Source organism: Paraburkholderia sp. A1BS-2L (assembly GCF_051125205.1).
In the GTDB taxonomy this organism is placed as follows: domain Bacteria; phylum Pseudomonadota; class Gammaproteobacteria; order Burkholderiales; family Burkholderiaceae; genus Paraburkholderia.
In genome coordinates this window covers 31,579-51,388 of the sequence record NZ_CP120429.1, presented here as the reverse complement: position 1 = coordinate 51,388, position 19,810 = coordinate 31,579, and the positions used below count along the sequence as shown (strand labels likewise).

At 67.8% G+C, this 19,810-nt stretch carries 15 protein-coding genes and 1 pseudogene; 6 read left to right on the top strand and 10 right to left on the bottom strand.

Annotation, left to right across the window (positions count from 1 at the left end; translation table 11 throughout):
- Positions 1–5 precede the first annotated feature (5 nt).
- Positions 6–977 carry an acetyltransferase gene (locus P5W98_RS15045; protein ID WP_421025499.1) on the bottom strand — a complete coding sequence of 324 codons (972 nt, stop codon included), beginning with the start codon at positions 975–977 and terminating at the stop codon, positions 6–8.
- Between the two features lie 263 nt (positions 978–1,240).
- The gene (locus P5W98_RS15040) at positions 1,241–1,618 is read right to left on the bottom strand and encodes a transposase (RefSeq protein WP_421025500.1); all 378 of its coding nucleotides are present in this window, start codon (positions 1,616–1,618) and stop codon (positions 1,241–1,243) included.
- Positions 1,619–1,841: 223 nt separating this feature from the next.
- Here P5W98_RS15040 and P5W98_RS15035 point away from each other — a divergent pair.
- A pseudogene (locus P5W98_RS15035) lies at positions 1,842–2,665 on the top strand (DUF72 domain-containing protein).
- A gap of 1 nt (position 2,666) precedes the next feature.
- Here P5W98_RS15035 and P5W98_RS15030 read toward each other — a convergent pair.
- On the bottom strand, positions 2,667–4,265 hold the full coding sequence (locus P5W98_RS15030) for an RNA polymerase factor sigma-54 (protein ID WP_421025501.1): 1,599 nt from the start codon (positions 4,263–4,265) through the stop codon (positions 2,667–2,669).
- Between the two features lie 294 nt (positions 4,266–4,559).
- Here P5W98_RS15030 and P5W98_RS15025 point away from each other — a divergent pair, with 294 nt between their 5' ends.
- Positions 4,560–4,922, top strand: a complete 363-nt coding sequence (locus P5W98_RS15025; RefSeq protein WP_421025502.1) for a BON domain-containing protein — start codon at positions 4,560–4,562, stop codon at positions 4,920–4,922.
- A gap of 64 nt (positions 4,923–4,986) precedes the next feature.
- Here P5W98_RS15025 and P5W98_RS15020 read toward each other — a convergent pair whose 3' ends face one another.
- Positions 4,987–6,039: an aldo/keto reductase gene (locus P5W98_RS15020; protein ID WP_421025503.1), complete on the bottom strand. Its 1,053-nt coding sequence runs from the start codon at positions 6,037–6,039 to the stop codon at positions 4,987–4,989.
- A gap of 162 nt (positions 6,040–6,201) precedes the next feature.
- Between P5W98_RS15020 and P5W98_RS15015 the strand changes: the two genes are divergently transcribed.
- Complete coding sequence (locus tag P5W98_RS15015; protein WP_421025504.1) at positions 6,202–10,710, top strand: DEAD/DEAH box helicase; 4,509 nt, start codon at positions 6,202–6,204, stop codon at positions 10,708–10,710.
- Positions 10,711–10,825: 115 nt separating this feature from the next.
- Here the strand turns inward: P5W98_RS15015 and P5W98_RS15010 are convergent, their stop codons facing one another.
- Both P5W98_RS15010 and P5W98_RS15005 read right to left on the bottom strand, forming a co-directional pair.
- Entirely contained in the window at positions 10,826–11,167 is a 342-nt protein-coding gene (locus P5W98_RS15010; RefSeq protein WP_421027009.1) for a YcgJ family protein, read from the bottom strand.
- Positions 11,168–11,213: 46 nt separating this feature from the next.
- Positions 11,214–13,829, bottom strand: a complete 2,616-nt coding sequence (locus P5W98_RS15005; RefSeq protein ID WP_421025505.1) for a heavy metal translocating P-type ATPase — start codon at positions 13,827–13,829, stop codon at positions 11,214–11,216.
- Positions 13,830–13,911: 82 nt separating this feature from the next.
- On the opposite strand from P5W98_RS15005, the gene P5W98_RS15000 reads away from it, so the two are divergent.
- Positions 13,912–14,376, top strand: coding sequence for a Cd(II)/Pb(II)-responsive transcriptional regulator (locus P5W98_RS15000; RefSeq protein ID WP_421025506.1), 465 nt, complete (start codon positions 13,912–13,914; stop codon positions 14,374–14,376).
- Between the two features lie 89 nt (positions 14,377–14,465).
- Here the strand turns inward: P5W98_RS15000 and P5W98_RS14995 are convergent, their stop codons facing one another.
- Positions 14,466–15,926 carry a M20 family metallopeptidase gene (locus P5W98_RS14995; protein WP_421025507.1) on the bottom strand — a complete coding sequence of 487 codons (1,461 nt, stop codon included), beginning with the start codon at positions 15,924–15,926 and terminating at the stop codon, positions 14,466–14,468.
- Positions 15,927–16,104: 178 nt separating this feature from the next.
- On the opposite strand from P5W98_RS14995, the gene P5W98_RS14990 reads away from it, so the two are divergent.
- Positions 16,105–16,455 carry a superinfection immunity protein gene (locus tag P5W98_RS14990; protein ID WP_421025508.1) on the top strand — a complete coding sequence of 117 codons (351 nt, stop codon included), beginning with the start codon at positions 16,105–16,107 and terminating at the stop codon, positions 16,453–16,455.
- 170 nt (positions 16,456–16,625) lie between these two features.
- Positions 16,626–17,255 (top strand): LysE family translocator, encoded by a 630-nt coding sequence (locus P5W98_RS14985; RefSeq protein ID WP_421025509.1) that lies wholly within the window; start codon positions 16,626–16,628, stop codon positions 17,253–17,255.
- A gap of 22 nt (positions 17,256–17,277) precedes the next feature.
- Here P5W98_RS14985 and P5W98_RS14980 read toward each other — a convergent pair whose 3' ends face one another.
- The 3 genes from P5W98_RS14980 to P5W98_RS14970 form a co-directional block, all read right to left on the bottom strand.
- Complete coding sequence (locus tag P5W98_RS14980; RefSeq protein ID WP_421025510.1) at positions 17,278–17,559, bottom strand: YodC family protein; 282 nt, start codon at positions 17,557–17,559, stop codon at positions 17,278–17,280.
- Between the two features lie 297 nt (positions 17,560–17,856).
- Positions 17,857–18,423: a carboxymuconolactone decarboxylase family protein gene (locus P5W98_RS14975; protein ID WP_421025511.1), complete on the bottom strand. Its 567-nt coding sequence runs from the start codon at positions 18,421–18,423 to the stop codon at positions 17,857–17,859.
- A 24-nt stretch (positions 18,424–18,447) separates the two neighbouring features.
- Positions 18,448–19,806, bottom strand: coding sequence for an aspartate aminotransferase family protein (locus P5W98_RS14970; protein WP_421025512.1), 1,359 nt, complete (start codon positions 19,804–19,806; stop codon positions 18,448–18,450).
- Positions 19,807–19,810 lie beyond the last annotated feature (4 nt).

The following is a 19,810-nucleotide window of genomic DNA, read 5'->3' as shown; positions in this document are numbered from 1 at the left end:
TTGGCTCAGCGCGACGTCGATCGCCCGAACACGCGCACGAACCCCGTGACGAACAGGTCGAGCCGTTCCGAATCGAGGCTGTCGATGCCCGCCGCGCCCACCCGGCCGTTGCCGCCCGGGAACGCCCGGCACAACTCGTCCGCGCCGCTGGGACGCACGAGCGGCGCGCGCACGCTCACCGCGTAATTGCCGTCGGGGTTGACGCTCAGCACCGCGTGGGCGCAGGTCGGTTCCTCGAGCGCGAGGACATTGGCGAACACCCCGCGCACGCGGCGCGCCCAGGGCTCGTCGGGGAGCACGCACACGGTGCCGTACTGCACCATGAATAGCGGCGTGACCTGCTGCGCGCGTTCGAGATCTTCCTGGCGGCATGCCGAAAGACGTGCCACGACCGGCTCCGCTGCAATGAACTCGAACGGATCGGTGTAGGGCTTGAGCATCCCGTAGAGCGCGGCCGGCGCGATGAACAGATCGTCGGCGCTGTCGCCGTAGGCGTTGTAGTTGATCGATTCGCCCAGTTCGCACAACTGCGCGACTTGCGCCTCGTTAAGCCCGCCTTCGTGCGCGAGTTCGTGCGCGGTGGCCTGCAAGTTGTCGCCGAACGCCGCCGCAATCGCCCACCGGCGATACTGCCCGCGCAGGTGACGGTCGACCAGCACGCTCGTGCAGACCTGCGCGGTGGTGTCGATGTGCGCGGCGAGATTGACGTTCATCGGCAATTCGCCCGCGTGGTGATGATCGAAATACTCGATGTGGACGCCCTGGTCGAGCAACGCGCAAAGCGCTGCGCGGTTGGCGTCGAAGGAAATGTCGAGCACCGTGAGCGAGTCGCCGGGATGGGCCGGCACGCGCTTGATGAGCGCAATGTCGCGCTTCGCTCCAGTGACGAGCGTGGCCTCGCGCGGCCGGGAAAGGCGAAGCTGGTGCAACGCGCAGATGCCGTCCGCGTCGCCGTTGAATACGTCGAAATGCGCCATGTCCTGTGGATTCCGTTGCGTGGAGCTTCACAGTATCGCGCACCAAACGCGGATCCCACAAAGGGCGGATTTGACCGACCACAGTGAAGAACGATTCGTTCACCCTATCACACGACTTCGTGCCCCGACGTTCACGTGGAGTTCACGCGGACACGCAGGCGAGCGGGCAAGAACACGGCGTCACGAGCCAATCTGCATACGCAAGCGTCCAGCGGATGATGAGTCCGCTGGACGCTTGCGCAGCCAAACCTGCAGGCTGCGGCTCAGGTGCGCGCCACTGGCCAGCGCAGCGTGAACGCCACCGGGAAGCGCGGCGCCTTGCGCCCCGCCGGTGCGCGCCACGGCTGCATGCGCGCGCTCATGGCCGCGCACATGGACACGCCTTCTTCGCCGTAGAGGCGCTCCATGGCCTGTTGCACGAGGCCGGCGTCGAACCACATCTTGAAGCGGCGATGGCAGGTGCGGAAGTCAGGATAGCGCTCGGGCAGCTTCGACCATACGGAGCCCGTCGACAGCACCCACAGGATGGCTTCGAATACGGCGCGCGAGCAATGCGCCGGACGACCGCGGCGCGGACCGCTGGCGCGGATGTCACGGAAAAGCGGTTCGACGCTGCGCCACTGTGCGTCGTTCAGTTCCATTGAGGGACGAGGCTGCATCTGATATTCCAAGTGAGGTTGTCTGACACACAGCTAAATTAGCCTCACGCCCCATAGGAAAATATCGGACTTTGCCTAAAACGATCTGAAAATCCGCAATGTGATGGAGGTAGTGCCGCATTGCACATGCGTACTGGTGCTTTCGAAACCTTGCTATTGCAACCGCGCTACACTGCGCCATTCCTGACTCCACGGCGCAATTCCCATGGCTCGCTCCCCTGTTTTGCCCGAGAAAACCGGGCGCATTCGCATCGGCATCGGTGGATGGATTTACCCGCAGTGGCGCGGCACGTTATCCCGAAGGGCTCGCGCAGCGCCTCGAACTCGGTTATGCGAGCCGTCACCTGAGTTCGCTGGAAATCAACAGCACCTATTACGGCTCGCAGCGCCCCGAGAGCTTCATGCGCTGGCACGACGAGACGCCCGACGATTTCGTGTTCTCGTTGAAGGGACCGCGCTTCGCGATGAACCGCCGCGTGCTGGCTGAAGCGGGCGCATCGATCGAGCGCTTTCTCACGAGCGGCGTGCTGAATCTGCGCAACAAGCTCGGCCCGATCAACTGGCAGCTCATGCCGGGCAAGTCGTTCGATCCGGAGGACTACGCACGATTTCTCGAATTGCTGCCCGCCGAGATCGACGGACAGCCGCTAAGGCACGCGCTGGAGGTGCGGCACGAGAGTTTCTGCACGCCGGAATTCGTCGACCTCGCGCGGCGGCATGGGGCCGCCATCGTGGTATCCGGCGATTCGGACTACCCACAGATCGCCGACGCATCCGCGCCCTTCGTCTACGCCCGCATCATGGGGACGTCCGCTGACGAGCCGCTCGGCTACGCGCCCGTGGATCTCGACCGCTGGGCCGCGCGCGCTCGCATGGGCGCGCGGCGAGAGCCCCGGCGACCTCGCCACCTTCGCCGCGCCGCTCGCGGCCCAACCCGGACGCGACGTGTATCTTTACGTGATCAGCGGCTTCAAGGCGCGCAACCCCGCCGCCGCGATGGCACTGATCGAACGCCTGCGCAAGCCTTGACTCAAAGCTGCCGGCGCATGTCGGCCGCCGGCACCTTCATCATCTGGCGATACTTCGTGACCGTGCGGCGCGCCACGCGCACGCCCTGCCGTTCCAGCTCCTGCGCGAGCACGACATCCGAAAGCGGATCGCGCGGATTCTCCGCATCGATCATCTCCTTGATGAGCGCGCGCACGGCCGCAGCCGAACAGGTGCCACCCGTGCGTGTCTCCAGCTCGCGCGGGAAAAAGCGCTTGAACTCGAAAATGCCGCGCGGCGTGGCCATGTATTTGTTGCCGGTCGCGCGCGACACGGTCGATTCGTGCAGGCCGAGTTCGTCGGCGACGTCGCGCAGCAGCATCGGGCGCAGCGCGATCTCGCCGTACTGGAAGAAGGCCTTCTGGCGCGCGACGATGCACTCGCCCACCCGCAGGATGGTCTCGCAGCGCTTGTGCGCGTTGCGGATCAGCCAGCGCGCTTCCTGCAACTGCTGCGCGAGCGGCGAGCGGCTCGTCTGGTCCGAGCGCGCAAACAATTCCGCATAGAGCTTGTGAATGCGCGCGCGCGGCTCGATGGCCGGATTCACGCTCACCACCCAGCGCCCGCGCACCTGGCGCACGATCACGTCCGGCACCACATAGCCACCGTCCGCGCGGCCATAGTGATTGCCCGGCTTCGGGTCGAGGCGGCGTACGAGCGCGGTCGCGGCTTGCAGCGACTGCGCATCGCAGCCCAGCTGGCGTTGCAGCTCGCCGTGCTCGCGGCGCGCGAGGCGCTCCAGATGGCCCGTCACGAGCCGCAGCGCCAGCGCGCGGTGCGGCGTGTCCTCCGGCATCGCGTCGAGTTGCAGCGCGAGGCATTCCGCGAGCGAGCGGGCGCCGATGCCGGGCCGGTCGAGCGTCTGCACGACGCGCAGTGCGACGCGCAGGCGGTCTTCGTCGAGCGCGCCCTCCGTACCCTCGACGTCGGCAAGCTCGGTCAGGTCCTGACGCAGGTAGCCGTCGTCGTCGAGCGCCTCGATCACGACCTGAACTGCCGCGCGATCGAGGTCTGCGAGCGGCGAGAGCCGCAGCGCCTCGTGCAACTGCTCGCGCAGCGAGATGGGCACGCGCACCCAGTCGGCGGCATCGGATTCGCCGTCTTCCGAGCCGCGATAGCCCGACGGCGCGCGCGTCGCGCCTGGCAGCGGCAGGTCGGCGGCATACGCCGCGCCTTCGTCGCTGTAGCCGGACGTTTCTTCGCCATAGGCGCAGGCCTGCTCGCCATACCCGGCCTCGTCGGCGTATCCGGCCGGCTCACCGCCATAGCTCGCGGGGTCCAGCGTCATGCTGCCGTCGGCGGCGCTTTCCATGCCGCCATCGAGATCGCCCTCGGGCATATCGGCGGCCACCACGGGCGCCGCAGGCGCAGCAGCGCCAATCCCGGCCGCACCTTCGGCAGCCTCGGCGGCTTCGCCGGTTTCCTGGGCGGGCGGCACATATTCTAGAAATGGATTGGTATCGAGCGCTTCGCGCAATTCTTGCTGAAATTCGAGCGACGATAGCTGCAACAGGCGCACGGCCTGCTGCAGACGCGGCGTCAGCGCGAGATGCTGACGCGCGTGTAACGCGATGGAAGCCATGGCTTTGATGTTCTCTTGGGATTGACGTGAATGGCCCCAGTAACGCAACACCCATGCCAGCTTTTACAAGCACTTGTTTTATAACGGGATCGCGCCTTGCGAATCGCAATTCCGGCACCTGCTCCGAGCCCCATCCCGGACGTTTTTACAATCGCAGGAGAAAAATTGCGCGCCGGGTGCGGCCCCGGCCGTGGCGCCGGCCGACGTGGCAATGCCCGTTGCACCGAGGTTGACGCAATGCGGCATGGGCCTTGCGGCACCAGTTGGCCAATACCAACGGAACAGGAGAAACGCATGAAGCGCATTCCGATGCTCAAGACCGTTGCGGGTGTGGCCTGCATGACCTTCGCGCTCGCCGCCGGCGCACAGACGACCACGACAGCGCCTTCGACATCGCCTTCTGCGGCGACCCCGGCCAGCTCCGAGAGCTTCGGCCAGCACGTTGATGACTCAACCATCACGACCAAGGTGAAAGCCGAGTTGCTGGCCGCGAAAAACGTGAAGTCCGAGCACATTCACGTGAAGACCCGCAAGGGCGTCGTGTCGCTCACAGGCACGGTGCCGAGCGCCGCGGACAGAGACAACGCCAAACAGGTGGTGGAAAGCGTGGCGGGCGTGAGCGAAGTGAAAAACCACCTGAAGGTGGCCACGGAGTAATCCGCCGCGCGGGGCGTGGGGCAGCGCGGCGGCATGCCGCGCGATCCCGCGCCCTCACGCGCCCTCAGCGCTCCTCGCGCTGCGCCTGACGCAATTGCTCCAGCCGCGCCTCGCCCTGGCGCGCGAGCATCCAGCCCGGATATTCGGCGGGCAGGCGGCTCACGTCGTCGAGAGTCGCGAGTTCTTGCGCGGAGAGCCTCACCTTCGTGGCCGCGACGTTGTCGTCCAGTTGCTCGGTGCGCTTCGCGCCGACGATCACCGTCGTCACCGCGCGCTGGTGCAGGAGCCACGCGAGCGCGATCTGCGCGACCGAAACGCCCTTGCTCTCGGCGATCGGGCGCATCGCGTCGATGCAAGCCCATGCGCGCTCGCGCTCCACGGGCGGAAAGTCGAAGGTGGTGCGGCGGCTGCCCGCCTCGCCCTGGCGATCGCGCCCATATTTGCCGCTCAGGAGGCCGCCCGCGAGCGGGCTCCATACCATCAGCCCGAGCCCTTCGCTCGCGAGCATCGGCACGATCTCGCGCTCGAGGTCGCGGCCCGCGATCGTGTAATACGCCTGCAGTGTGTCAAAGCGCGCGAGCCCATGATGATGGGCGATGCCGAGCGCCTTCACGATCTGCCACGCGGCCCAGTTCGAGACGCCCACGTAGCGCACGTGGCCCTGCTGCACTAGCGTGTCGAACGCGCGCACGGTCTCCTCGATGGGCGTGGCGGGGTCGAAGCCGTGGATCTGGTACAGGTCGATGTGATCGAGCTGCAGGCGGCGCAAGCTCGCCTTCACGCCCTCCATGATGTGATAGCGCGTCGCGCCGCGCTGGTTCGGCGATGCGCCCATCTCGCCGAGCACCTTGGTCGCCACCACGACCTGGTCGCGCACCACCTTGAGGTTCTTCAGCGCCTGGCCCGTGATCTGCTCGGAAATGCCTTGGGAATAGACGTCGGCCGTGTCGATGAAGTTGATGCCCGCGTCGAGCGCGCGGCCGATCAGGCGCTCGGCTTCGGTCTGCTGCAAGTCGCCAATCTGGTTCCAGATGCCGGTGCCGCCGCCGAAAGTCATGGTGCCGAGGCAAAGTTCGGAAACAAACAGGCCGGTACGGCCAAGAGGTTGCATTCGCATAGGAAAACTCCGACGTGAGCCGAGGGAACATCCAACGGGCCAGAGGATACTGCTAAACGCTCCAGGCGTGCCCGTGCTGCGCCGCATGCCCGAGCGAGCCCCGAACCTCACCCAGCAGCCGCGCGAGAAACCTGCCAGACTGCTTTTTTGCGCCCCGCACCCATGAACCTGCTCACGTCCGCCACCGCCCTGCCAGAGTCTGCCGCGCTCGCGCCCGCGCCCGGCGCCTCCAGCCCCGACGATCCGCTCACCCTCTTCCATCCCGCCGTGGCCGCGTGGTTCCGGACCAGTTTCGCCGCGCCCACCCCCGCGCAGCGCGCCGCCTGGCCGCTCATCGCGAGCGGCCGCGCCACGCTGGTGGCCGCGCCCACCGGCTCGGGCAAGACGCTCACGGGCTTTCTCGCCGCGCTCGACGCGCTCGTGCGCGAAGGCCTCGCAAACGGCGGTGCGCTGCCCGACACCACGCTCGTGGTCTATGTCTCGCCGCTCAAGGCGCTCTCCAACGACATCCACCTGAATCTGGAGCGCCCGCTCGAAGGCATCCGCGCGGAGCTGGCGCGCCGGGGCCTGCCGCCCGTCGAGATCCGCACTGCCGTGCGCACCGGCGACACGCCGCAGCCCGCGCGCGCCGCGTTGCGCAAGCGCGCGCCGCACATCCTCGTGACCACGCCGGAATCGCTCTATGTGCTGCTCGGTTCGGAGTCGGGCCGCCGCATGCTTGCCCTCGCGCGCAGCGTGATCGTCGACGAAATTCATGCGCTCGCGGGCAACAAGCGCGGCGTGCATCTCGCGCTCAGCCTCGAGCGCCTCGATGCGCTGTGCGGCCAGCGTCTGCTGCGCATCGGCCTGTCGGCGACGCAAAAGCCAATCGAAACGGTGGCGCGATTTCTGGTCGGCATGGGCGAGGACGCCGATGCGCCGCCGGCCTGCGCCATCGTCGATGCGGGCCACGTGCGTGCGCGCGACCTCGCGCTCGAAGTGCCGCCCGTGCCGCTCGAAGCGGTCATGGCCAACGACGTGTGGGAGCGCGTGTACGACCGCATGGCCGAACTGGTCGCGCAGCACCGCACGACGCTGGTGTTCGTGAATACGCGGCGCATGGCCGAGCGCGTGGCGCGCCATCTCACCGACCGCCTCGGCGCCGAGGCCGTGGCCGCGCATCACGGCAGCCTCGCGCGCGAGCAGCGCTTCGACGCCGAGCAGCGCCTGAAGCGCGGCGAGCTGCGCGTGCTGGTGGCCACGGCCTCGCTCGAACTCGGCATCGATATCGGCGATGTCGATCTGGTCTGCCAGATCGGCTCGCCGCGCTCGATCGCGGGCTTCCTGCAGCGCGTCGGGCGCTCCGGGCACCAGGTCGGCGGAATGCCGAAGGGACGGCTCTTTCCGACTTCTCGCGACGATCTCATCGAATGCGCGGCGCTGCTCGATTGCGTGCAGCGCGGCGAGCTCGACCGCCTCGCGCTGCCGAGCGCGCCGCTCGACGTGCTGGCGCAGCAGATCGTCGCCGAGGTGGCGTGCGCCGAATGGAGCGAAGACGCGCTGTTCGCGCTCGTGCGCCGCAGCGCGCCATTTGCGCAGCTGGAGCGCGCACGCTTGGACGCGGTGCTGCGCATGCTCGCCGAGGGCTATACGAGCCGCCACGGGCCGCGCGCCGCGTATCTGCATCGCGACGTGGTCAGCAAAACGCTGCGCGCCCGGCGCGGCGCGCGCCTCGTCGCGCTGACCTCGGGCGGCACGATCCCCGACAACGCCGACTATGCCGTGCTGCTCGAACCGCAGGGCGTGCAGATCGGCACCGTGAACGAGGACTTCGCGGTCGAGAGCCTCGCGGGCGACGTGTTCCAGCTCGGCAACGCCTCGTACCGGATCCTGCGCATCGAGGCCGGACGCGTGCGCGTGGAGGATGCGCAAGGCCAGCCGCCGAACATCCCGTTCTGGCTCGGCGAGGCGCCGGGCCGCAGCGATGAACTGTCGTTCGCGATCTCGCGCTTGCGTGGCCAGATCGAAGCGGCGCTCGGCGCAGATGGCGCGGCCCCGGATGCCATCGATCGCGCCACCGCATGGCTCGCCGAAGCGCTGAAGCTCGACGATGCCCCCGCACGCCAGATCGTCGAATACCTCGCGCGCGCCCGCGCCGCGCTCACCGTCCTGCCGACCCAGGACACGCTCGTGATGGAGCGCTTCTTCGACGAAGCGGGCGGCACGCAGCTCGTGATCCACGCGCCGTTCGGCAGCCGCGTAAACCGCGCGTGGGGCCTCACGCTGCGCAAGCGATTTTGCCGCCAGTTCAACTTCGAATTGCAGGCCGCCGCCACCGAGGACGCCATCATCCTCTCGCTCACGCACGCGCACAGCTTCGCGCTCGACGAGGTATGGCGCTATCTGCATTCGAACAGCGCCGAGCACCTGCTCGTGCAGGCGCTGCTCGACGCGCCCCTCTTCGGTGTGCGCTGGCGCTGGAACGCCACCACGGCGCTCGCGCTGCCGCGCCAGACCGGCGGACGCAAAACGCCGCCGCAAATCCAGCGCATGCGCAGCGAGGACCTGCTCGCCGCGGTGTTCCCCGACCAGGCGGCGTGCGTCGAAAACCTCGCGGGCGAGCGCGAAATTCCGCGCCATCCGCTCGTCGATCAAACGCTCGACGACTGCCTCCACGATGCTATGGATACCGAAGCATGGCTCGCGCTGCTGCGCCGCATCGAGTCGCGCGACGTGAAGCTGGTGACGCGCGAATTGACGGCGCCCTCGCCGCTCGCGGCAGAGATTCTGAGCGCGCGTCCCTACGCGTTCCTCGACGACGCGCCGCTCGAAGAGCGTCGCACCCAGGCGGTGCTGTCACGCCGCTTTCGCGACCCCGAGTCCGTCGACGACATGGGCGCGCTCGATCCCGAGGCGATCGCGCGCGTGCGTGAGGAGGCCTGGCCCCAGGTGCACGATGCAGATGAACTGCACGATGCGCTCAATACGCTCGGCGCGCTGGCCGAAAGCGAAGCGCACGCGCACGGCTGGGGCGCATGGCTCGCCGCGCTGGCCGCCGCCGGACGCGCGACGCGCATGCCGATAGCGGAACACGACGCGCTGTGGGTAAGCATCGAGCGGCTCGCCTGCGTGCGCGCGATCTACCCGCAGGCGCAATGCGAGCCGCCGCTCGCCGCGCTCTCCGGCCTCGATGAGCCGCGCGACGAACCATGGAACGAGGACACGGCGCTAGTCGAGATCGTGCGCGCGCGGCTGTCCGGATTCGGCCCCCTGACGGTCGCGCAGATCGCCCGGCCGCTCGCGCTGGAGGCGAGCGTGGCCGCGCTTGCGCTCACGCGGCTCGAAGCTGAAGGCACGCTCATGCGCGGCCGCTTCACCCCGGGCGCGCCCGAAGAGGAATGGTGCGAACGCCATCTGCTCGCGCGCATCCACCGCTACACCGTGCGCACGCTGCGCCGCGAGATCGAGCCGGTCGAGCGGAGCGATTTCATGCGCTTTCTATTCGAATGGCAGCACGTCGCTCATGGGACTGAGGGGGCGCACGGCTCGGGCCGCGACGCGCTTGCGGCCACGCTCGGGCAACTGGAGGGCTGGGAGGCTTCGGCCCTCGCATGGGAGGACGAGATTCTGCCCGCGCGCCTCGACGATTACACGCCGATGCTGCTCGACGAGCTGTGCCGCTCGGGACAGATCGCGTGGGCGCGGCTGCCGGCGCGCGCGGCGGCGTCGACGGTGCGCAGCACGCCCGTCGTGCTGCTGCCGCGACGCGAGCTCGCGCACTGGACGGCGCTCGTCGAAACGCCTGAAGCAGCGGACCTTTCGGCGCGCGCGCGACGCGTCCACGAGGCGCTGCTGCGCCATGGCGCGATGTTCTTCGACGAGCTGGGCGCCGATGCGCATCTGCTCGGCGTGGAACTCGAAAACGCGCTGGGCGAGCTGGTGGCCGCAGGGCTCGTGAACGCCGACAGCTTCGCGGGCCTGCGCGCGCTCGTGCGCCCGGCGGCGAAACGCCATACGCAAGGACATTACGGACGACGACGCCCGCGCGGCTTTGGGCCGCTCGTGGGCGGCATGGGCGACGCCGGACGCTGGGCGGTGCTGCGGCGGATTGCGCTGCCGGATGCCGCAGCGCCCCAGGCCGTGCGCGCGGCGAGCCCGACGCCCTTGCGCCGCCCTCCTGCCGATACCGACCTGCTGGAGCACGTCGTGCACGTGCTGCTGGGCCGCTACGGCGTGGTGTGCTGGCAGGTGCTGTCGCGCGAAGCGCCGTGGCTGCCGCCGTGGCGAGACCTGCTGCGCGTGATGCACCGCATGGAAGCGCGCGCAGACTTGCGCGGCGGCCGCTTCGTCACGGGCCTTTCGGGCGAGCAATTCGCGCTGCCCGAGGCGGTTGCGCTGCTGCGCGAAGTGCGCCGGCGCGGCAGTGCTGGCAACGCGCCGGGCGGCGCACGGAGCGAAGCGGCTGCGCTGGTCTGCATCGCCGCATCGGATCCGCTCAATCTGGTCGGCACTATGCTGCCCGGTGAGAAAGTGCCGGCGGTCGCGGGCAACCGCATCGTGTTTCGCGACGGCGTGCCGGTTGCGACGCTGGTCGCGGGCCGCTGCGCGTTTCTCGGCGATTTCGACGCGGCGACGCAAGATGTGCTGCGCACGGTTCTTGCTTGCCTCGGGGGCCGTTCGCCGGGCGTTTGACGCGCATTCCGGCTGTGGCGGATTTCTGTGCCACCGTGAAGTAGATGGGTTAGGCGGGCTCGGAATTGGCTGTTAGTTGCGTAAACGGCTGTAAGTCGCCATACCGCCGGAATCGCTACTGTGTTGCCTCTGCACTCCCGCCAAAAAGCAGCCTTGTGTACTTCCCGGACACGGCGCCGGTGCGCTTGCCGTCCGCGCCGTAATAACGATCCTGACGGCACAAGCGCTCTTTCACGTCGCAGAAGATACCGTTGGCGAAAGTGAAGGCGGTGAGGTCGAAGTCGCCCTGGGAAAACACTTTCGCCGCAACGCGCTGCCCGAGGTACTTCTCGGTCAGCGCGCGGGAAATGCCCTTCTCGTTGGCGCAGATGTAGCGGTCGCACAGCACGCCGCGCTCGGGCGAGCGAAGGGCTTGCTGGCCGGCCTGTGCGGAGAGGGTTGCGCCGGCCAGCAGCATGACGAAGAACAGGCCGACTGATGTCTTGTTCATGGATCAGCCCGCTTCACGCGTTCCCAGCGAAATGCCGCCGCAACCGCAGCCCGTTGGCGACCACCAGCAGGCTCGCGCCCACGTCCGCGAACACCGCCATCCAGAGGGTCGCCTCGCCCGCCAGCGCCAGCACGAGAAACACTGCCTTGATCCCCAGCGCGAGCGCGATGTTCTGCGTGAGCACGGCCGCCACCTTGCGGCTCAGCCCGATGAACGCCGCGATCTTGCGCGGGTCGTCGTCCATGATGGCGACGTCGGCGGTTTCGAGCGCCGTCGCCGTGCCGGCCGCGCCCATCGCAAAGCCGATGTCGGCGCGCGCGAGCGCGGGCGCGTCATTCACGCCGTCGCCGACCATCGCCGTCATGCCGTGCTGCGCCGAGAGCGCCGCGACCGCATCCTGCTTGTCCTGCGGGAGCAGATTGCCGCGCGCGTCGTCGATGCCGAGTTGCGCAGCGATCGCGCGCGCCGTCGTCGGGTTGTCGCCGGTCAGCATCACCGGCGTCACGCCCAGTTGCTCGAGAGCGCGCACGGCGGGCACGCTCTCGGGCCGCACCGCGTCGGCGACCGCGAACAGCGCCACCGGCTCGCTCGGCGAGCACAGCACGATGGCGGTCTTGCCCGCCGCTTCGAACTGCGCCAACTGCGCTTCGAGTTCCGGCGAGCACAGCCCCAGCGACTCGACCAGCCGATGATTGCCCAGATGCCACGCCGCGCCGCCGATGCGCCCCGTCACGCCGAGGCCGTTGAGCACCGCGAAATTGTCGATCGGCGCAAGCGCAGCCTGCCCGGCCTGCGCCGTCCGTGCACTGCGCTCGCGCCAGCCCGCAACGATTGCGCGCGCGACCGGATGGGCGCTCGCATCGTCGAGGCTCGCGGCAAGGCGCAAGGCCTCGTCTTCAGGCAACGCTGCCAGCACGAGCGTGTCCGTGAGCACTGGCGCGCCGCGCGTGAGCGTGCCGGTCTTGTCGAGCGCGACCGCCTTGAGCAGACGCCCGCGTTCGAGCCACACGCCGCCTTTCACGAGCATGCCGTTGCGCGCGGCTGCCGCGAGGCCGCTCACGACCGTCACCGGCGTCGAGACGACGAGCGCGCACGGGCAGGCGATCACGAGCAACACGAGCGCCTTGTAGAGCCATGCGCTCCACGCGCCGCCCAGCGCGAGCGGCCCCGCGATCGCGATCAGCACCGCGAGCACGACTACGGCGGGCGTGTAGTAGCGCGCGAACTGATCGACGAAGCGCTGGGTCGGCGCCCGCTGCGCTTGGGCCTCCTGGACCGCCGCCGCGATGCGCGCGAGCGTGCTGTCGCGCGCAGCGGCAGTGACGACCGCCTCCACCACGCCATCGACGACGATGCTGCCCGCGTAGAGCGCATCGCCCTCGGCCTTGTCGACGGGCAGGCTCTCGCCCGTGATGGGCGCTTGATCGAGCGCCGCGCGGCCCGCGGCCACGCGCGCATCGACCGGCACGCGCTCGCCCGTGCGCACACGGATGCGCTCGCCCACGGCCACTTCGGCCACGGCGCGGGTGCGCCATTCGCCGGACGGTTGTGCCGCTTCTGGTGCCGCTTCTGGTGCTGCTTGTTGCATCCACACCTCGGCCGTCTCGGGCGCGAGCGCCGTGAGCGAGCGGATCGCCTGACGCGCGCGTTCGAGCGACAGCGCCTCGATCTCCTCGGCGAGCGCGAACAGGAACACGACCATGGCCGCCTCGGGCCACTTGCCGATGATGACGGCGCCCGCGACCGCGAGCGACATCAGGAAGTAGATGTTGATCGTGAAGTTCTTGAGCGCGACCCAGCCCTTGCGCAGCGTCGGCAAGCCCGCGCACAACAGCGACAGCACCGTGCAGACGAGCACCGGCACGCCGGTCTCGTGGCCCGTGCTCCACGCGAGCACCTCGGCGGCGGCCGCCGCGACGCCGCTCGCCGCGAGCAGCAGCTTCTGGCGCAGCGCGAGGCTGGGGCCGCGCGCCGGCGCTTGCGCGCTCGCGCCGGCCGGGGCGGCATCGTCGAGCGGGCGCGGCGCCATGTCGAGCGAGCGCAGCGCGGCTTCGAACGGCTTCGCGTCGGGCAGCCGGTGGTAGAGCGTAAGCTCCCGCGCGAGCAGGTCGAAGTCGAGACGCACGACGCCCGGCATCGGCTCGAGGCGTTTGCGGATGAGCCGCTCCTCGGTCGGGCAGTCCATATTCTCGATGCGGTAGCACGCGCGCTGCGCGCCCTCCGGCGCGCTTGCCGGCGTGGCGCGCGTGGATTGCAGCGCGGCGGCGCCGGCGCAGCAGGCGTCGGCTTCGTGGCCATGGCCGTGATCGTGATCGTGTGAATGGCTGTGGCCGTGAGCGTGGTCATCGTCATGATCACGGCCGCAAACCTGGTCGTGGCCTTGGCCGTGATCGTGTGCGTGATCATCGCCATGGTCGTGGCTGCATGTCCGGCCATGGTCATGGCCGTGACCGCTCGCCTCGTCCGCATCCGCGCGCGCGTGATCGCAGCAGCCCGCGGGCTTCTTGTTCCCCGCCTCATCGAGCAACACCGCCGATTCCGCCGGGCCCGACGCCGCCGCGCCCCGCTCGTCTTCGCGCGCCCGCAAACGTTGTGCGAGCACCAACCGCGACCAGAAAGCCAGGATCATGGCTGAATTCTCCCAAAAGTGACAGAATCATTAGACAGCCTGTAGCCGCTACAGGGTCAAGCCATTTTGGAGAACTGCGACCATGAGAATCGGCGAACTGGCGCGCCAGGCGCATTGCGACGTCGAAACGGTACGCTTTTACGAACGCGAAGGCCTGCTGGACGAGCCCGAGCGCGAAACCAACGGATACCGCAGCTACACGGGCGCGCACGCCGCGCAACTGAACTTCATCCGCCATTGCCGCTCGCTTGGCATCGGGCTTGCCGATATCCGCATGCTGCGGCGCTACCAGGCCGACCCGAGCCAGCCCTGCGACGAAGTCAATCAGCTGATCGACTGCCAGATCGCGCGCATTCACGAGCAGGTCGAGTCGATGCGCACGCTCGAACAGCAATTGCGGACGCTGCGCGAAAGCTGCCATGCGCACCACAGCAGCAGCGCCGAGTGCGGCATCATGAAGAACCTCGAGCAGCCGATCGACGAGGAAAGCTGCTCGTGCCACGCGGAAACCGCGCACGGCGACGCGGCCCACAAGAAGCAAGAGTAAGGCGCGAGATCCCGCCGAACCTCGGACCTCGCTCCGGAATTCGGCCGCTGGGCCTGTTCAGACCCGCGCTCGCCCGCTCACCTGCGCCCTCAGGGCGCTGACGCGATCACCTCGGCCACCGTGGCGGTGAGCTTCTTCGCATACGGCACGTGCAGGAACTCGTTCGGCCCGTGCGCATTCGACTTCGGGCCGAGCACGCCGCACACCATGAACTGCGACTTCGGGAAACCCGCCTGCAGGACATTCATCAACGGAATCGTGCCGCCCTGGCCCAGATACGCGCAGTCCGCGCCGAAATGCGTGCGCGACGCCGCGTTGAGCGCCTGCGTGAGCCACGGCGCGAGTTCCGGTGCGCTCCAGCCATTGGCCGAGCCCGTGTCCGGCTTGAACGTGACCTTGGCGTTATAGGGCGGATCGAATTCGAGCAGCGCCTTTAGTTCGGCGACGGCCTTCGACGCCTCCACCAGCGGCGGCAGCCGCAGCGAAAGCTTGAACGCCGTGCGCGGACGCAGCACGTTGCCGGCATCGGCGAGCGCCGGCAATCCGGCCGCGCCGGTCACCGAAAGCGAGGGCCGCCACGTCGAATCGAGCAGCGCCTCCTTCGGGTCGGTGGTCTTGGGCAGCACGGGGCGACCGTCCTGGCCGCACGCCCAGGGCAGGCCCTTCCAGACACTGTCGCCAAGAATTTGGGCCGTGGCCTCGGCTTCGGCCAGACGCGTGGACGGAATCGCGCAATGAAAGCCCTTGGGCAGAAGCGTCCCGCTCGCCGCGTCTTCCAGACGCTCGAATAGCTGACGCATCACGCGGAAGCTCGATGGTGCAATGCCGCCATACGAGCCGGAATGGATGCCCTCCTCGAGCACCTCGACTTCCAGATCGCCCGACACGAGACCGCGCAGCGAAGTGGTGAGCCAGAGCTGGTCGTAATTGCCCGCCCCCGAGTCGAGGCAGACCACGAGCCCAACCGTGCCCAACCGTTCGCGCAGCGCGTCGACATAGGGCAGCAGGTCGTAGCTGCCCGACTCCTCGCAAGTCTCGATGAGGCCCACGCAGCGCGGACGCTCGATGCCCTGGGCGTCGAGCGCGGCCAGCGCCGTGACGCTCGCGTAAATGGCGTAGCCGTCGTCGGCGCCGCCGCGGCCGTAGAGACGGCCGTCTTCGAGCTTGGGCGACCAGGGCCCGAGGTCGTTGCGCCAGCCGGCGAATTCGGGCTGCTTGTCGAGGTGGCCATACAGCACGACGGTCTCGCTGCTGCCCGAGCGCGTGGCCGGCACCTCGAAAAAGATCACCGGCGTGCGGCCCGGCAGCCGCACGATTTCGAGCTTCAGGCCGCGCACGGGCTGCGTTTCGGCCCACTTCGCAGCGTCCTGCACGACGCGCTCGAGATAGCCGTGCTTCGCCCAGTCGGCGTCGAAGGCGGGGCTCTTCGCGGGCACCGCGATGTAGTCGGTCAGCGCAGGGACGATTTCGTCGTTCCACTTGCGCTCCACGAACGCGCGCAAGGCGTCGTGATCCAGTTGCCGGATGTCCTCTGTGGTGTCTGAGCCCATGGTGCGAATACCGTGCGGGGAAAGCCTGAATCATAGACCCGAACACCTCTTGCAGGCAGGCCTTCGGCGCAAACGGAACAGCGCGCTGGCCATCCGGCCAGGCATGTCATGCGCGCGAGGCCGTTCCGCGCGACAATGAACCATTGGGCGATGGATGCCCTGTTGGGGAGGACCGGCCATGGTGAGCCATTCCGTCTTCGAGATCATTGTTCTGCTGGCGGCGGTCGCGCTCTATTTCCTGCCCGCGCTGATCGCGGAGCGCCGCCAGCGCGACGATCTGCTGACGATCGCCCTCTTCAACGCGGTGCTCGGCTGGACAGCGTTCGGCTGGCTGCTCGCGCTTTACTGGTCGCTGCAGGCGAATCCGCCGAAGAATATCGGCGGCAACGTGAAGGAAAGGCAGCGGCGTCTGGGCATGATGCTGTTCTCGCGCCAACTCGACGACCGCGCTCATGCACGCGAGGTCCGCGAAGCCGAGCGGGGGCAATCGTCACAATCACCGCAATCATCACATTCGTCGCGTTCGTAGCACCAGGCCCCGCATCGCGCGCGGCCTGGCCGAACGGCTAATCCTCACACCAAGCCGGACACGCGCGCCGTTTGCATGAAATAATCGCATCCATAACCGCTGGGCACTCCGGTCCCCCGTCGTGCGCCGCCTTTCCCCACCGCTTTGCCCCCAGGACCACGGAGCCCGCCATGCATGTCGCCCCGCTGCTCGCCTTTGCCGCCGTTGCGCTCGGCATGGCGCTCACGCCCGGACCCAACATGATCTATCTGATCTCGCGCTCGATCTGCCAGGGCCGCAAGGCGGGCCTCATCTCGCTCGGCGGGGTCGCGCTCGGCTTCGTTTTCTACATGCTGTGCGCCGCGTTCGGGATCACGGCCCTGCTGATGGCCGTGCCATTTGCCTATGACGCGCTGCGCCTCGGCGGCGCGCTCTATCTGGCCTGGCTCGCGTGGCAGACGCTCAAGCCCGGCGGCCGCTCGCCGTTCCAGGTCAGGGAACTGACACCCGACCCGCCACGCAAGCTTTTTCTCATGGGATTCGTCACGAATTTGCTGAACCCGAAAGTGGCGATTCTTTATCTCTCGCTGCTGCCCCAGTTCATCGAGCCGGCCAAGGGCAGCGTGCTCGCGCAATCCATCGAACTGGGCGCGGTGCAAATCGCGCTCTCGGTCACCGTGAACGCCGCCGCGGCAATGACGGCGGGCACGATTGCGTCGTTTCTGTCGGGCCGCCCGAAATGGCTGGCGATTCAGCGCTACCTGATGGGGACCGTTTTGGCCGGACTGGCCGTGCGGATCGCAGCGGAAGGCCAGCGCTAAAAGGATAAGGGGAATACGGGGATTAAGCGCGCCGGTTGGCTCGGGTTGCCGACCGGCGCAGTTTGGCCGCAGCCGCAGAAATCAGGCGCGGCTCGATTTTCACCATGTCTTGCGCAAACATGTCCTGACGCAATTCACCTCGTTCGTCGAACCATTGGCAGATCAGCCAATGCCCCTCGGCAAAGCCAACCGGCCCCGCATGCATGACGGTCATGCGCGGCCCGCCCGATTTCAGGGTGACAACATCGCCAACGCCTGCCATGGCGGGTTCGTTTTCTGCAAGCTCAGTATGCGTATCCAGCATGGCGCTGCCTCGCTAATCAGGTCGTTAAGCGAATAATCCCCGACAAGGATCGCCGCTCCCGCATGCGGATCCCCTTTTATTGATAATTTTATTCGGCCGACCGTTAATAAGTCCCGCAAGATTAACAACACGGATTAAATCTCGCAAGCGATTTATATTTTTTTATATACAAGACTTATTGTGGCAATGCACAAGCGCGATTTAATCGGCTCATCCTGAGAAAATCCCGGCAGCGGAAATAAAAAAGCCACCTGTCTTGAACAGGTGGCCAATCTGCAACTCGTGCGCCCCGGCGCTTTATTCCGGAAACGGCAGCGAAGTCTGACCTTCGGCACGCATGCCGAACACGTTGAGCGTCATCGCCACCAGCGCGTAATAGCCGAGCAGCCCGACGAGGTTGATCGTGGTCTCATGCCCGAAGCGCTCCACCGCGCGCGCGTAGGTCGCATCGGACACGCGCTTTGTGTCGTAGAGCTCGGTCACGAATGTGTGGATGAGCGCGTCGTCGGGTTCGTCGAAGACCGGCTCGGCGCCGGTGCGGATCTGCTCGGCCAGCGCCTCGGGCACGCCCGCCTCCAGCGCAATCGGATAATGGATGTACCACTCCGCCTGGGCCTGCCAGCGCGCCGCCGTCACGAGTATCGCCAGCTCCGACAGGCGCAGCGAAAGCCCCGTGTTGTAGCGGCAGAACGCACCCAGGCGCTGCGCATGCTGGGCAAGCTCCGGGCTGTGGATCCAGCCGAGAAACGGTCCGTTCAGGTTGCCGCGCGGGCCGGAAAGAATTTCGTCGAGCACGGCTTTCTGCTCGGCCGTCGCGCTCGCCGCGTCGAAGGCAGGCAGGCGCGCGTTCGTGGATTGGGTCATCGGTCAGGCTCCGGAAACGAATGATCAGGCGGCACGCGGCGCGCCCGCCACGCCCGTCGCGCTCAGCGCGGCGCCGATCGCGTCAGCAAGGCGTGCCTCGATCGTATCGATATCCTCTGCGGTGCAGATGAACGGCGGCGCGAGCAGCACGTGATCGCCATGCTTGCCGTCGACGGTGCCGCCCATCGGGTAGACCATCAGGCCGCGCACGAACGCCTCGCGCTTGATCGCGGCGTGCAGTTTGAGCGCCGGGTCGAAGGTGGCCTTGGTCTCGCGGTCCTTCACGAGCTCCACGCCCACGAACAGGCCGCGCCCGCGGACGTCGCCCACGTACGGATGTTCCGCGTAGCGCTCGCGCAGGCGCGCCCGCAGTTGCTCGCCGCGCGCGAGCACGTTGTCGAGCAGTTTCTCGTCGGCAATCACGCGCTGCACTTCGAGCGCCGCCGCGCAGGCCGTGGCATGGCCGATATAGGTGTGGCCGTGCTGGAAGTAGCCGCTGCCGCCCACGATGGTCTCGTAAATGCGCTGGCTCACGAGCGTCGCGCCGATCGGCTGGTAGCCCGCGCCGAGGCCTTTCGCGATCGTCAGCAGATCGGGCGCCACGCCGTCTTCGTCGCAGGCGAACAGATAGCCCGTGCGGCCCATGCCCGACATGATTTCGTCGAGGAGCAACAGCACGCCGTAGCGGTCGCACACCGCGCGGATCTTGCTGAAATACTCGCGCACCGGCGGCAGCGCGCCAGCCGTTGCGCCCACAACCGTTTCCGCGACGAATGCAGCCACGTTCTCGGCGCCGAGTTCGAGAATCTTCTGCTCCAGCTCGTCGGCGAGGCGCTGCGCGTAGGCCTCGTCGGTCTCGCCTTCATGACGCTCGCGGTATGCGTAGCACGCGCTCACGTGATGCGATTCGATCAGGATCGGCAGGAACGGCTCGCGACGCCATGCGTTGCCGCCGATCGCCAGCGCGCCGAGCGTGTTGCCGTGATAGCTCTGGCGGCGCGCGATGAAATGGCGGCGCGTGAGCTCGCCCTTCTCCACGAAATACTGGCGCGCGAGTTTGAGCGCGGCCTCGATCGCCTCCGAGCCGCCCGAGACGAAATAGACGTGGTCGAGCCCGGCGGGCGCGGCGGCAATCAGGTGTTCGGCGAGCTGCTCGGAGGCCTCGGTCGTGAAGAACGAGGTATGCGCGTACGGCAGTTGCTGCGCCTGGCGCTTGATCGCGTCGATCACGCGCTGGTTGCTGTGGCCAAGGCACGAGACGGCCGCGCCGCCGCTCGCGTCGATGTAGCGCTTGCCGGTGGAGTCGATGATCTCGATCCCCTCGCCCGCCACCGCAACGGGCAAGGTTTGCTTAGGCATCCGATGGAAGACTTTCGTGGACATGGGC